We start from the raw sequence: 13,423 nt of genomic DNA on the forward strand, positions 1-13,423 counted from the left end.
GCCGGGCTACTTCTGCATTCATCAAACATCGTTCAGTTCCATAATCTATCTTATGCGACTTTCGTATGGGCCGAGTAGGATGTCTCTTTCAGGCTTGTGGACAAGCTGAGTGCTCGCGCTGACGGCATTGGCGTTGGCCCACTTGCCGCAGTAGCATCCCGGCCATGAAGCCCTCCTCTGAGATTTCCCGGCTGATCGAGATCATGGCGGCGTTGCGCGCGCCGGACACCGGCTGTCCGTGGGACGTCGAGCAGAATTTTTCGACCATCGCCCCCTATACGATCGAGGAAGCGTACGAAGTCGCCGATGCGATAGCGCGTGGCGATCTCGACGATCTGCGCGACGAGTTGGGCGATCTGCTGTTGCAGGTGGTGTATCACGCGCGCATGGCCGAAGAGGCTGGCGAGTTCACGTTCCCGGATGTTGTACAGGCCATCACTACCAAGATGATCAGGCGTCATCCGCATGTCTTTGGCGACGAGAAAGCGCGCAGAGCCGGGATGGCCAAAGGCATGTGGGAGAAGATCAAGGCCGAAGAAAAGGCCGAAAAGCGCACCGTGCGCGTCGCCCGCGGGCTTGACCCGGAAGACAACGGCAAAGGCTTCCTGGACAGCGTGCCGCTAGCTCTGCCCGCACTGACCCGCGCCCTGAAGCTTCAGGAAAAAGCGGCGCGCGTTGGTTTCGACTGGAGCGAGGCGGAACCGATACTCGACAAGATCGAGGAAGAAATCGGCGAGTTACGCGAAGCCCTGGCCAAAGGCGACCAGGCTTCGATCAAGGATGAGTTCGGCGACACGCTGTTTGCGCTCGTCAATCTCGGTCGGCACCTGACGCTCGATTCCGAAGCGGCGCTCAGCGGCACCAATGACAAATTTCGGTCGCGTTTCCATTATGTCGAACAGGCGCTCGAAGCATCGGGAAGGTCGCTCGGAGGCGCATCGCTGGAAGAAATGGAAGAGCTGTGGCAGCAGGCAAAGCGCTTTAAATAAAAGACCCTACCCTTTGTTTTTACGATGTAATCTCGCCGTAATTTCTTCCCGGGCGCTTTGCGTCGCATTGAGCGTAATCGTAACGCTGCCATCCTCATTGTCGGTTCGGGAAACAATATCGCCATTGCGGTAGAGCCAGTCGACAAGCCCCAGTTCAGCCGGCGCCAGCATCACCGTTACCGGTTGCAGTTCGCCCGAAACCTTTTCCTCGATGGCAGCCTTCAGCGCTTCCAGCCCCTCGCCGGTTACCGCCGATATGGCGATTGGCGGTGAAGGCGCGGCCAGTTCGCCCCCGGCCAGCAGCCGCTCCCGATTGCCGTCGTCGAGCCGGTCGATCTTGTTCCAGACCTCGATTACACGTTTCGGATCGGCGGGGTCGACGCCAAGGTCAGCCAGGATATGCTCCACATCTTCGGCTTGGGCCGCGGTATCCGGGTCGGAAATATCGCGCAGGTGCAAGATGATGTCGGCTTCCACGACCTCTTCCAGCGTGGCGCGGAACGCGGCGATGAGATGCGTTGGCAGATCGGATATGAAGCCCACCGTGTCGGACAGGATCACCGGCGTGCCGTGCGGCAATCGCAGCCGGCGCAATGTGGGGTCCAGCGTCGCAAAAAGCATATCCTCGGCCAGCACTTCCGCCCCGGTTAGGCGGTTGAAAAGCGTCGATTTGCCGGCGTTGGTATAGCCGACGATGGCCACGACCGGGAAAGGCACCTTCCTGCGCTTTGCCCGGTGCAGGTCGCGCGTGCGCCGCACCGTCTCCAGTTCGTGCTTCAGCTTGACGATCTTGTCCTGGAGGGCGCGCCGGTCCGCCTCGATCTGGGTTTCGCCCGGACCGCCCAGAAATCCCGCACCGCCGCGCTGCCGCTCAAGGTGGGTCCAACTCCGCACTAGCCGGCCCTTCTGGTAGTTGAGATGGGCAAGCTCGACCTGCAGCGTCCCTTCCTTGGTGCGGGCGCGCGCGCCGAATATTTCAAGGATCAGCCCGGTACGGTCCAGCACCTTGGCGTCGAGTTCCTTTTCGAGATTGCGCTGCTGCACCGGCGTCAGCGGATGGTCGACAATGACCAGTTCCGCCTGCGTCTCCTTCACGATCTCGGCAAATTCCTTGACCTTGCCGCTGCCGAGCAAGGTGGCCGGGCGCGGATCGTTGACGGTAACGATGGCCGTATGGACCGGATCGAGGTCGATTGCGCGGGCAAGCCCGACCGCCTCGTCGTGGCGGGCTTCGGACGAGCGGATCAACCGGGGACGGTTGGTGTCCTCGTCGCGGTGCTGGTGGCGCGTCAGCGCCGGCACGATGACGACAGCACGGGTCGGTCCCGTGGCGCGCTCGCCCGCTGCGTTGTCAGCTTTTTCGCGGACCTGACGGTCCCCGTCCTTTTTGCGGGCCAATCAGGCGCCCTGGCCTTCTTCACCATCGAACATCTGAACCGGCTGGCTCGGCATGATGGTGGAAATGGCGTGCTTGTAGACAAGCTGGGAGTGGCCGTCGCGGCGCAGCAATACGCAGAAATTATCGAACGAGGTCACAACGCCCGTCAATTTCACGCCATTGATGAGAAATATCGTGAGGGGGTTTTTGCTCTTGCGAACTGAGTTCAGGAACAGGTCCTGAAGATTTTGCGATCGTTCCGCCATTTTTCTTATCTTTCGCCCGATCCCCGTAGTTTGCAGGGCGGTGCGCCAATTTATTCGGCGTCCTAGATCCTGCAAACTCCTCCGCTCTCAAAAACGACAGCAGAATGAGTTAAATTAACGTCGATACCATCCCTGCGGTTATCAGGCTGGACTTTTTTCCGCAACGTCAAAAAATGCCCGCCGGAGCGAATGTGTGATTGATCCCGGATGGCCGTTGGCAACCGGGTCGCCGTCAATCGCTACGATCGGCATGGCCAGCGTGGTTGCGGAACTGATAAATACCTCGCGCGCCGCCTTGGCCTCGGCCACCGTGAAACCGCGCTCCTCGATCTTCAGTCCGAGCTTGGCTGCCACGTCGAAAAGGGTGGTGCGCGTAATTCCCCGGAGAATTCCATGTTCGGCCGGGCGCGTGACCAGAGTGCCGTCCCTGGTGACGATCCAGGCATTGGTCGAAGCGCCTTCCGTCACCATGCCCTGCTTGTCGACAAACCAGGCCTCGTAGGCGCCGGCTTCCTTGGCCTGTTGTTTGGCCAGCACATTGGGCAGCAGGCCAACGCTCTTGATGTCGACCCGGTCCCACCGGTTTTCCGGCACGGTGATGACTTTCAGCCCAGCTTCGGCTTTGCGAACATAAGATGCCGGATCGATCTTCCTGGCGGTGACCACCAGGGCCGACCGGATGTCGGGCGATGGAAAGAAATGATCCCTGCTCGCCACGCCCCGCGTTACCTGAAGATAGACAAGGCCGTTCTCGACACGGTTCCGGCGGATCACTTCACGCATGACCACGACCAGCGCTGCCCGCGCCATGGGCCATTCGATGGCCAGTTCGGAGAGCGAACGGTTCAGCCGATCGAGGTGCCGGGTCATGTCGATGATGAAGCCGCGCGATATTTCGCACACCTCATAGACGCCATCGCCGAATTGATATCCGCGGTCCTCGATGTGCACGGCAGCATCGGCGTGGGCGACATAGCGCCCGTTGACATAGGCAATGCGCGGCATGGCTTCATCCCCGGAGAATCAGGCTCTTCTACGTGATTCCGCCATCGTCGTAACGAAGAAATGCATGGGCCAGCCGGTCTGCCGGCGCTCTTACACCCCCAGCGATTTCAGCTTCCGATGCAGGGCCGACCGCTCCATTCCGATGAATTCCGCCGTCTTGGAGATATTCCCGCCAAAGCGGTTGATCTGGGCGACGAGATAGTCCTTTTCGAACTGTTCCCGCGCCTCGCGCAATGGCAGCGCCATGATGTGCTGGTCGGACTGGCTGGGCGTGCGCGGCATCACATCGCCGATTTCAGCCGGCAGCAGATCGGCGGTGATCGGCGAATCGACATCGTCGCCGCGCGCCAGAATCATCAAGCGCTCGATGTTGTTGCGCAATTGGCGGACGTTGCCGGGCCAGTTGTGCGCCTGCAGCACGGCCAGCGCGTCGTCGCCGATGCGCCGCGGCTTGATGCCGGACTGGCGGGCGATCTGCTTCATGAAATTATCGACCAGATAAGGAATGTCCTCGCGGCGCTCGGCAAGGCCCGGCACCATTACGGGGACAACCGCCAAGCGGTGGTAGAGATCCTCGCGGAACCGCCCGTCCGCGATCATCGCTTCCAGATTTTGCGAGGTCGAGGAAATGATGCGGACATCGACCTTAACCCGCTTGGTGCCCCCTACCCGCTCGAACTGCTGTTCCACCAGCACGCGCAAAATCTTGTTTTGCGTCTCGCGCGGCATGTCGGCCACTTCATCGATGTAGAGAATACCGCGATGCGCTTCCTCGAGCGCGCCCACCTTGCGTTCGGTGCCGTTGGATTCGGTTCCGAACAGTTCTATTTCCATGCGCTCCGGCGTAATATTGGCGGCGTTGACCGCCACGAATGGCCCGCTCTTGCGCGCAGAAAGGGCGTGAATGGCGCGCGCGGCCAGTTCTTTCCCCGAACCGGACGGTCCAAGGATCATCACCCGGCTATTGGTCGGCGCGACGCGCTCGATGGTCTGGCGCAACTGGCTCATGGCCGACGACATGCCGATCAGGTCGAACGTTTCGCCGCTGCGCATCTTGAGGTCGGATACCTCGCGCTTGAGCTTCGACGTTTCGAGCGCACGCTCGGCGATTAGGATCAGCCGGTCGGCCTTGAACGGCTTTTCGATGAAGTCATAGGCGCCACGGCGAATCGCCGATACCGCCGTCTCGATGTTGCCATGCCCGGAAATCATCACCACCGGCAGATTGGGATGCATGACCTTGATCTCGTCGAGCAGGGCCAGCCCATCCAGCCGCGAGCCTTGCAACCAGATATCGAGGAAAATGAGCCGCGGCGCCCGGTCGGCAATGGCCGCCAGCGCGCTGTCGGCACCGAATGCCGTGCGGGTTTCGTGTCCTTCGTCGCTCAGGATACCGGCGACGAGTTCACGAATGTCTTCCTCGTCGTCGACGATAAGAATATCAGACGCCATTATCGACCTTTTCAGTTTCTCGTTCGCGTGCCGGAACGGATGCGCCGCGCGCCGCCGCGGCAGGTGGCAGGATCACGCTGATCATCGCGCCTTGCCCGCCATAAAAATCCGCTGGCGCATCATGGAGTTCAAGTTTACCGCCATGGTCCTCTACGATCTTCTTGACGATGGCGAGGCCAAGGCCGGTGCCTTTCTCGCGCGTTGTCATATAGGGCTCGAGCAGCCTTTGACGATTCTCGCGCGGCAACCCCTTGCCATTGTCCATCACGTCGACCCGCATAGCGCCGTTTTCGTGCCCGGCCTTGATGCGGATGACGCCGCGCGTGTCGTCGTCCTCGCGGCCGTCGATCGCTTCGGCCGCATTCTTGATGATGTTGCCGAACGCCTGCGACAGTAGCCGACTGTCGAACGTGCCTTTCAGCGCCTCGTCGCCGAAAACGCGCTCGAAGGAGATATCGGCACGGCTGACCTCGACAAGGAACGACGCTTCCCGAAGCGGCTCGCGAAGGTCTATGACTTTCATCTCCGGCTTGGGCATGCGCGCGAAGGAAGAGAATTCGTCGACCATGCGGCCGATATCCTCGACCTGTCGGATAATGGTGTCGGTGCATTGATCGAAGACCTCGCGATCCTCGGTGATGACCTTGCCGTAGCGCCGCTTGATGCGCTCGGCCGAAAGTTGGATCGGCGTCAGCGGATTCTTGATCTCATGGGCGATGCGCCGCGCGACGTCTGCCCACGCGGAAGTGCGCTGCGCCTGGACGAGATCGGTGATGTCATCGACGGTGACGACGTAGGATTTGCCTTCTTCCTCGACCTCCTCCTCCTCGATGGTGATCTGGACGCTCAGGGTGCGTTCGGCCCCGGCCCGGTAGAAAGTCACCTGTTCGCGATAGACTGGCTTGCCGGAATTGCGCCCGATCTCGAAGACGCGCCCGACATGGGGCATCAGCGTGGAAAGGTTTTGCCCGACGGCCGCCTGTGCGGAAATCCCGAGCATGGTTTCGGCGGAGCGGTTGACGATGGTGACGATGCCGTCGGAATCCACGCCGATGACACCGGCGGTCACGCCAGCCAGAACGGCTTCCGAAAACCGCCTGCGCTCGTCGATCAGGTCCTTGGCCGAGAGTATCTCGTTGCGTTGCGATTTCAGTTCGAGCAGCATCGTGTTGAAGGTGTCGCCGAGCGATGCGACATCGCCGTCCGACTGCCGCACAGGCACGGATACATCCAGATTACCAGTCGCCACCTCGTCAGCCGCGCCGATAAGCTGGCGGATAGGCCGAACCAGCCGGTCCGCGACGGCGATGCCGGTCCAAATGGCCGACAGGATGATTATCAGCGTCAACGACAGATACGGCAGCGCGAACGCCACCTGCGAGGTTCGCCGGTTGGCCTCCAACCCCTTGTATTCGTCCGTATTGGACCGGACGATCTGGCGCGCCTTGATCACTTCCGGATCGACCAGCCGGATCGTGTAGAGATAGAGTCCTTCTATGTCGCGCAGCTTGATGATGGCGCCCATGATGTTGCGTGTCTTGGGCTCAATCAGCAGCGGCTGGCCGTTGGCGGCTGTGGACATGGCCCCTTCGGGCGGTTCCGGCATGCCAAAATCCGCATCGGTCTTTGCGCTCATGACGAAAGAGCCGTCCGGCTTGACGAGAGCGGCATGCGCAAGCCCACGCCCGGTCGCCTCCTTGCTCAACAAATCGAGGAACCCGGTGCGGTCGAGGCCATAGAGCGTGCGGGCGCTGTCGAGGTCATATGCCATCGACAATGTCGTGCCCTGAAGGTTCCTCGCATTTTCCTGCACATAGGCGTCGGCTATGGCCAGAGAGGAGTTGACGATCGTCTTGGTGCGTATCTGAAACCAGCGGTCCAGCCCGATATCGAGCGTGATCGAGGCGACGATCGCGACCATGATGGCGGGGATCGCCGCGACTAGCGCGAACATCGTGACGATGCGCACATGCAGCTTGGAGGCCGCCCTGCCCCTGCGCCTCGCCATCACGATCCGATGGACCTCGCGGCTGACCAGCGCGATGAGAAGCAAGATAAAGGCCGCGTTGAGCGCAATCAACGTCAGCGTTGCCGTCGCATCGGGCGCTATCGGGGTTGCGCCGACAAGAATGGCGAAAGATACGCCAGCCGCAATCAGCGCGCCGACAATCGTCACCACGCCGGGCAGCGCAAGCAGCCGTCGGCCCTCTCGAGCGGAGGTCTCGCTGAAAAGCGGCGCTTTCATTGTCGGTATCTGTATCGCCATATTGCCATCGGGAACCGGAAATCAAACCGGATGTATGCAGCGCATTGTGGCGATTATGCAACAATTCCACGCCGGACGGAAATCTTTCAGCGTGCATGGCCTCGGTAGTACCCAGCTATTCGATCCGCCGGCTGGAATCCTGGTGCTAATCCGGCTTCGACGCCCTGTAGACGTTGACGCCAAGTTCGCGAATTTTCTTGCGCAGCGTATTGCGGTTGAGACCGAGCAATTCGGCTGCCTTTATCTGGTTGCCGCGCGTGGCGGTCATCGATGCAAGGATCAGGGGGTGCTCGACTTCCTCCAGGATGCGCTGGTAGAGGCCGGCTGGGGGAAGCTGGTCGCCGAATGCCTTGAAATAGCGCTGCAAATACTGCTCGGCCGCCTGGCCGATCGTAAACTCTTCGGAAAAGCGTCCACTGCCGTCCTGATCCGGCGACCGTTGGGCGGAACTTAACTCTATGTCTATGATTTCGCTAGAAATTTCGTCCTGCGGGTAAAGTGCGGCAAGGCGGCGGACGAGATTTTCCAGTTCGCGAACATTGCCCGGCCAGCCATAGCGCTTCATCGTTTCCAAGCCGCCGGCGGAAATATGCTTTGCCTGCAACCCCTCCTTCACGCCAGCCTTGAAGAAATGCCGCACGAGGTCGGGAATGTCCTCAGACCGCTCGCGCAGCGGCGGAAGCCGCAGCGGCACGACATTCAGCCTGTAGAACAGATCCTCGCGAAACAGACCTTCGTTGATAAGCGTTCGCAGATCCTTGTTGGTGGCGGCAACGATGCGCACATCCGTCTTGATCGCCGTGCGGCCGCCGACGGTCGTATATTCGCCCTGCTGCAGCACGCGCAGCAGCCGCGTCTGCGCCTCCATCGGCATGTCTCCGATCTCGTCCAGGAACAGCGTGCCGCCTTCTGCCTGCTCGAAACGGCCGATGGAGCGGTTCTGGGCGCCGGTAAAAGCGCCCTTCTCATGGCCGAACAGTTCCGATTCGATCAGGTCACGCGGGATTGCCGCCATGTTGATCGCCACGAACGGACCGCCGCGCCGGCGTCCATATTCATGCAGCGCGCGCGCCACCAATTCCTTGCCGGTTCCAGATTCCCCGCTGATCATCACCGTCAGATCGGTCTGCATCATGCGCGCCAGCATCCGGTAGATGTCCTGCATCGACGCGGACCGACCGATGAGCGGCATCGCCTCGATCTGGTCTTCCGTGCGTTGCTCGATCTTTGGGCGGCGCGGTTCGGAGAGGGCGCGGCTGACGACGGCGAGCAATTCGGTCAGGTCGAATGGCTTCGGCAAATATTCATAAGCCCCGGCTTCGGAAGCACGAATGGCCGTCATGAACGTGTTTTGTGCGCTCATGACGATGACCGGCAGTTCCGGCCGCGCCTTCTTGATGCGCGGCATCATATCGAAGGCGTTCTCATCGGGCATGACGACGTCGGTTATGACAAGATCGCCTTCGCCGGCCGCGATCCAGCGCCACAGCGTCGACGCATTGGATGTGACGCGCACATCGTGGCCTGCCCGCGAAAGCGCCTGGTTCAACACCGTGCGGATCGCAGCGTCGTCGTCGGCAACGAAAATGGTGCCACGCTCGCTCATGCGACGATCTCCCCATTTTCCTGATTGTCACTTTGCAGTGGTTCCTTCCAGGCCGGCATTAGAACCCTGAAGGTCGTGCCCTTGGGCGTCGCATCGCACTCCACGATCCCGCCATGCTCGCCGACGATCTTGGCAACCAGCGCAAGGCCCAGCCCAGAACCGTTCAGCTTGGTTGTGATGAACGGGTCGAACAGGATCGGCAAAATGTCTTCCGGCACGCCCGATCCGTTGTCGCGCACGCAAAACTCCAATGGCAGCGAAACACGATCCTGCGTGCCCGGAACAGAAACGCGAATGCCCGGACGGAAGGCGGTGGACAACGTGATTTCGCCACGCGGATCGCCGCCAACGGCTTCCGCCGCATTCTTTATGAGGTTGAGAAACACCTGGATCAACTGGTCCCTGTTCGCGAAGACCGGAGGCAACGATGGATCATACTCCTCCAGGATATTGATATTCCTAGCAAATCCGTTCCGGGCTATTGCCTTCACATGATCGAGGACGACGTGGATGTTGACGGGATAACGGTCGATCGGCCGTTCATCTGAAAAGACCTCCATGCGATCCACCAGCGAGACGATCCGGTCGGTTTCCTCCGTGATCAGCCGCGTCAACGCACGGTCTTCGTCGGATGCGGAAAGCTCCAGCAGTTGGGCCGCCCCCCGGATGCCTGAAAGTGGGTTCTTGATCTCGTGCGCCAGCATCGCCGCCAGGCCGGTGACGGAGCGTGCGGCCCCGCGATGCGTCATCTGGCGGTCGATCTTGTCGGCCATCGAGCGTTCCTGAAACATCACCACGACGGAGCCCGGAAATTCAGGCACCGGCGCGACGTAGAGGTCGACCATCTTTTCGATACCGAGCCGCGGCGACGAGACATCGACGCGGTATTCGTTGACCGGCACCGCTCGTTCCCGCACCTGATCCACCAGCGTCAGCAACGGGCTTCCGAAAGGAATCAGTTGGGACAGCGAATTTCGGGCGAGCATTGCCGAACTCGACCGGAAAAAGTCCTCCGCGTCGGCATTGGCGTAACTGACAATTCCCTGCCCATCGACCATGATGACCGGGCGGCGGATCGTGTTGAGGACGATTTCGGCCGCACTCGCCATGCCGGGCATTTGGACGGCAGACCCGCTCATGCCGCGCTGCGCATGTCTTGCGCCTCCGTTTCGAGAGCGCTGCGCAAAAGAGACAGAACCTGCACTGGGTCGCAAGACGTCAGGATCGCCTTTCGTTGTGCGGCAGGAAGACCCGCCACATGCCGGTCCAGATACCAGCCAAGATGCTTGCGTGCTTGTCGCAGGCCGCTCTCGATGCCGTAGAGCGCCAGCATGTCTTCGTAATGCGCGCCGACATAGCTGGCGAGAGCCTGGCCTCCTTCCGGTACGGCATCGCTGGCAGCAGCGGCTACGATCGTGCCGGCCAGCCATGGCGCGCCGTAATGGGCCCGGCCGATCATCACCGCATCCGCGCCCGATTGCTCGAGTATCGCCAACGCCTCGGCCGGGGTGGAAACGTCGCCATTGGCGACGACCGGAATGGAAACCGCCTGCTTGACGCCGGCAATGGCGCGCCAGTCGGCCTTGCCCTGATAGAATTGGCAACGGGTACGGCCATGCACCGTCACCATAACGATGCCGGCATTCTCGGCCCGCTTCGCCAGCAATGGCGCATTGAGGGTGTCGTCGTCCCAGCCCAACCGCATTTTGAGCGTCACCGGCACTTTCACCGCCCCGACAACCGCTTCGATCAGGGTCAAGGCATGGTCGAGGTCGCGCATCAGCGCCGACCCGGCATAACCGCCGGTCACCTTTTTTGCGGGGCAACCCATGTTGATGTCGACGATGTCTGCGCCCTCGCCCACTGCGATCCGCGCTCCCTCGGCCATATGGGAAGCCTCCCGTCCAGCAAGCTGGACCATATGAACCGGCAAGCCGCTGTGGCGGATGCGCAGATTGTGCCCGGCCCTTCCTTTGGCAAGTTCGCCGCTCGCCACCATTTCGGACACGACCAACCCGGCCCCATGCGCATAAGCGCGGCGGCGAAACGGTTCGTCCGTAATTCCCGACATAGGCGCGAGAAACACGCGGTTGCGGATTGTCACGCCGCCAAGGTCGAGTGGCTCAGCCAGGTTGCTCAAAGAGTTCATGCACAAAAACCATGCAATTTGATTATCTGCCTATTCATTAGACAGAACGGCTTCGTTGCGCAACGCATAGGCAGACAACAAGGCGGTTTTGGAATCCACTGGCCATCCACGACAGCCGCTTGTAAGCCTCTTGCTGCAAGCGAGGCAGACAGGGTCTATTATCCGTGACAACAGATGAAAAGGTCGCCGTGGTCATCGTCGCCGCCGGCCGAGGCGAGCGCGCAGGCCAGGGCGATGGACCGAAGCAGTACCGGAAAATCGGTGGCCGCGCCGTTATCGCCCGCACACTTGACGTATTTCTGGCACATCCCCGCATTGGCCCGGTCGCCGTGGTCATCCACCCCGACGATTACCGCCTGTTCCGGGAAGCGGTGGGCGTTGATGCAGATAGCGTTACAGTCGTGATAGGCGGACCATCGCGGCAGGATTCCGTGCGGCTTGGCTTGCTGGCCCTTCGCACCGGCGCGCCGAAACGGGTGCTCATCCACGATGCCGTGCGCCCATTTCTGGACGCCGATCTCATCAACAGCACGATCGACACCATCGGCGAGCATCAGGGCGCGCTGCCGTCGCTGTCGGTTTCGGATACGCTGAAGCGCGAAGAAAATGGCATGATCCGCGAGACGGTGCAGCGTCTGGGCCTGTATGCCGCCCAGACACCGCAAGGGTTCCCCTTCGAGCCAATCCTTGCCGCACATGAAAAGGCGCATCAGCAGGGTAAAGCGGATTTTACCGACGACGCCTCGATTGCCGAATGGGCGCAGCTGCCGGTGAAACTCGTCGCCGGCTCGCCAGAGAATACGAAACTTACCTGGGCGCGAGATATTTCCATGGCCGATCAACGTTTTTCAACGACAAATTTCCCCGATATCCGCACGGGCAACGGTTACGACGTCCATGCTTTCGAAGCGGGCGACCATGTCATGCTCTGCGGCGTCGCGATCCCGCATGGCAAAAAACTTTCCGGCCATTCGGATGCCGATGTCGGCCTCCATGCATTGACGGATGCGCTACTCGCCACCTGCGGGGCCGGTGACATCGGTACGCATTTCCCGCCCTCCGATCCGCAATGGAAAGGTGCCGCGTCGCATATCTTCCTTGAGCATGCGGCAAAGCTGGTGCGCGAACACGATGGGCGCATCGCCAATGTCGATATCACGCTGATCTGCGAGGCTCCGAAAATCGGGCCGCATCGCCCCGCAATGACGGCCGAGCTGTCGGCCATCCTCGGCCTCTCCCCGGACCGCATCTCGGTCAAGGCGACCACCAACGAAAAGCTCGGCTTCCTCGGGCGGGAAGAAGGCATCGCGGCAATTGCAACGGCCACCGTGGCCTTTCCAGGAGAAATCCCGGCATGAGCGGACTGGACGACCTCGCGGATCGCTTCCTGATAGCATGCGTGCGCCACAAGATCTTGGTTGCAACGGCCGAAAGCTGCACCGGCGGCATGATCATCTCCAAGCTTACGGATATTCCCGGTTCGTCCTCGATGGTCGACCGGGGCTTCGTCACCTATTCCAACGACGCCAAAATGGAGATGATCGGCGTTGCCGCCGCCACGCTTGATGCGCATGGCGCGGTTTCGCTCCAGACGGCACAGGAAATGGCGGCTGGCGCGCTGGCGCGCTCCCATGCCGGCATCGCGCTTTCGGTCACCGGCATTGCCGGGCCGGACGGGGGCAGTGCGGAAAAACCGGTCGGGCTGGTCTGGTTCGGTCTGGCGTTGAAGGGCAAGCCCGTCGTCACGGAAAAGCTCATCTTCGATAATCGCGGGCGCGATTTCATCCGCCGCGAAACGGTTCGGCATGCGCTTGAGATGGGCTTGCGGGCGCTCGCCGACGATCAGGCCGGCTGAGCCGCTCCGTAGATTGCATCGGCGCGCTTTTCAAAGCTTTCCGAAAACATGCGGAATGCCCGGTCGAACATCGTTCCCATGATAGCGCCCAGGATGCGGCTCTTGAATTCGTAGTCGATGAAGAAGCACACGTCGCAACCGTCACCGGACGCTTCGAAACGCCAGATATTGGTCAGGTATTTGAACGGCCCGTCGATATATTTCACGTCGATCGTCTTCTCGTCCGGCTTGAGCAGAACCTGCGTCGTAAAGGTTTCGCGTATGGCCTTGTAGCCGATGCTCATGTCGGCAATGAGCATGGTGCGGCCATCGCGCTCCTTGCGCGAGCGCACGGTGAGCGATTCGCACAAAGGCAGGAACTGCGGATATTTTTCGATGTCCGCAACCAGCGCAAACATCTGGTCTGGCGTATGGGCGACGCGGCGTTTTGCTTCGAATTTCGGCATTCAGGCAGACG

Annotated in this window: 12 protein-coding genes; 3 read left to right on the top strand and 9 right to left on the bottom strand. The window is 60.9% G+C overall.

Translation table 11 applies throughout. From position 1 onward, the window contains the following. Positions 1–164 precede the first annotated feature (164 nt). Positions 165–989 (top strand): nucleoside triphosphate pyrophosphohydrolase, encoded by an 825-nt coding sequence (gene mazG / locus ACX3P1_RS04090; protein ID WP_459078281.1) that lies wholly within the window; start codon positions 165–167, stop codon positions 987–989. Between the two features lie 6 nt (positions 990–995). Here mazG and hflX read toward each other — a convergent pair whose 3' ends face one another. The 8 genes from hflX to dusB form a co-directional block, all read right to left on the bottom strand. Continuing rightward, positions 996–2,387: a GTPase HflX gene (hflX, locus tag ACX3P1_RS04095; RefSeq protein ID WP_459078282.1), complete on the bottom strand. Its 1,392-nt coding sequence runs from the start codon at positions 2,385–2,387 to the stop codon at positions 996–998. Beyond that, entirely contained in the window at positions 2,388–2,633 is a 246-nt protein-coding gene (hfq, locus tag ACX3P1_RS04100) for an RNA chaperone Hfq (protein WP_066989720.1), read from the bottom strand. Positions 2,634–2,774: 141 nt separating this feature from the next. Further along, the gene (locus ACX3P1_RS04105; RefSeq protein ID WP_459078283.1) at positions 2,775–3,638 is read right to left on the bottom strand and encodes a D-amino-acid transaminase; all 864 of its coding nucleotides are present in this window, start codon (positions 3,636–3,638) and stop codon (positions 2,775–2,777) included. A 90-nt stretch (positions 3,639–3,728) separates the two neighbouring features. Next, on the bottom strand, positions 3,729–5,090 hold the full coding sequence (gene ntrX, locus ACX3P1_RS04110) for a nitrogen assimilation response regulator NtrX (RefSeq protein ID WP_459078284.1): 1,362 nt from the start codon (positions 5,088–5,090) through the stop codon (positions 3,729–3,731). Next, entirely contained in the window at positions 5,080–7,356 is a 2,277-nt protein-coding gene (locus tag ACX3P1_RS04115) for a sensor histidine kinase NtrY-like (RefSeq protein WP_459078285.1), read from the bottom strand. Before ACX3P1_RS04115 ends, ntrX begins: the two co-directional genes overlap by 11 nt. A gap of 145 nt (positions 7,357–7,501) precedes the next feature. Next, positions 7,502–8,962 carry a nitrogen regulation protein NR(I) gene (ntrC, locus tag ACX3P1_RS04120; RefSeq protein ID WP_459078286.1) on the bottom strand — a complete coding sequence of 487 codons (1,461 nt, stop codon included), beginning with the start codon at positions 8,960–8,962 and terminating at the stop codon, positions 7,502–7,504. Then, a complete protein-coding gene (locus tag ACX3P1_RS04125) occupies positions 8,959–10,101 on the bottom strand; it encodes a two-component system sensor histidine kinase NtrB (protein WP_459078287.1) in 1,143 nt (380 codons plus the stop codon). The genes ntrC and ACX3P1_RS04125 overlap by 4 nt, the downstream gene beginning before the upstream one ends. Continuing rightward, complete coding sequence (gene dusB / locus ACX3P1_RS04130) at positions 10,098–11,111, bottom strand: tRNA dihydrouridine synthase DusB (RefSeq protein WP_459078288.1); 1,014 nt, start codon at positions 11,109–11,111, stop codon at positions 10,098–10,100. Before dusB ends, ACX3P1_RS04125 begins: the two co-directional genes overlap by 4 nt. Positions 11,112–11,275: 164 nt before the next feature. On the opposite strand from dusB, the gene ACX3P1_RS04135 reads away from it, so the two are divergent. Together ACX3P1_RS04135 and ACX3P1_RS04140 are read left to right on the top strand one after the other, a co-directional pair. Beyond that, entirely contained in the window at positions 11,276–12,469 is a 1,194-nt protein-coding gene (locus tag ACX3P1_RS04135; protein ID WP_459078289.1) for a bifunctional 2-C-methyl-D-erythritol 4-phosphate cytidylyltransferase/2-C-methyl-D-erythritol 2,4-cyclodiphosphate synthase, read from the top strand. Further along, positions 12,466–12,966, top strand: a complete 501-nt coding sequence (locus ACX3P1_RS04140) for a CinA family protein (protein ID WP_459078290.1) — start codon at positions 12,466–12,468, stop codon at positions 12,964–12,966. The genes ACX3P1_RS04135 and ACX3P1_RS04140 overlap by 4 nt, the downstream gene beginning before the upstream one ends. Here ACX3P1_RS04140 and ACX3P1_RS04145 read toward each other — a convergent pair. Beyond that, the gene (locus ACX3P1_RS04145) at positions 12,954–13,412 is read right to left on the bottom strand and encodes a type II toxin-antitoxin system RatA family toxin (protein ID WP_459078291.1); all 459 of its coding nucleotides are present in this window, start codon (positions 13,410–13,412) and stop codon (positions 12,954–12,956) included. The genes ACX3P1_RS04140 and ACX3P1_RS04145 overlap by 13 nt on opposite strands. Positions 13,413–13,423: the final 11 nt, after the last annotated feature.

The organism is Mesorhizobium sp. A623, assembly GCF_054489405.1.

Bases quoted from the DNA above. Each gene is read 5' to 3' on its own strand.
- ACX3P1_RS04115 (WP_459078285.1), bottom strand. From the start codon at position 7,356: ATGGCGATACAGATACCGACAATGAAAGCGCCGCTTTTCAGCGAGACC.
- hfq (WP_066989720.1), bottom strand. From the start codon at position 2,633: ATGGCGGAACGATCGCAAAATCTTCAGGACCTGTTCCTGAACTCAGTT.
- ntrX (WP_459078284.1), bottom strand. From the start codon at position 5,090: ATGGCGTCTGATATTCTTATCGTCGACGACGAGGAAGACATTCGTGAA.
- ACX3P1_RS04105 (WP_459078283.1), bottom strand. From the start codon at position 3,638: ATGCCGCGCATTGCCTATGTCAACGGGCGCTATGTCGCCCACGCCGAT.
- mazG (WP_459078281.1), top strand. From the start codon at position 165: ATGAAGCCCTCCTCTGAGATTTCCCGGCTGATCGAGATCATGGCGGCG.
- ACX3P1_RS04145 (WP_459078291.1), bottom strand. From the start codon at position 13,412: ATGCCGAAATTCGAAGCAAAACGCCGCGTCGCCCATACGCCAGACCAG.
- dusB (WP_459078288.1), bottom strand. From the start codon at position 11,111: ATGAACTCTTTGAGCAACCTGGCTGAGCCACTCGACCTTGGCGGCGTG.
- ACX3P1_RS04140 (WP_459078290.1), top strand. From the start codon at position 12,466: ATGAGCGGACTGGACGACCTCGCGGATCGCTTCCTGATAGCATGCGTG.
- ACX3P1_RS04125 (WP_459078287.1), bottom strand. From the start codon at position 10,101: ATGAGCGGGTCTGCCGTCCAAATGCCCGGCATGGCGAGTGCGGCCGAA.
- ntrC (WP_459078286.1), bottom strand. From the start codon at position 8,962: ATGAGCGAGCGTGGCACCATTTTCGTTGCCGACGACGACGCTGCGATC.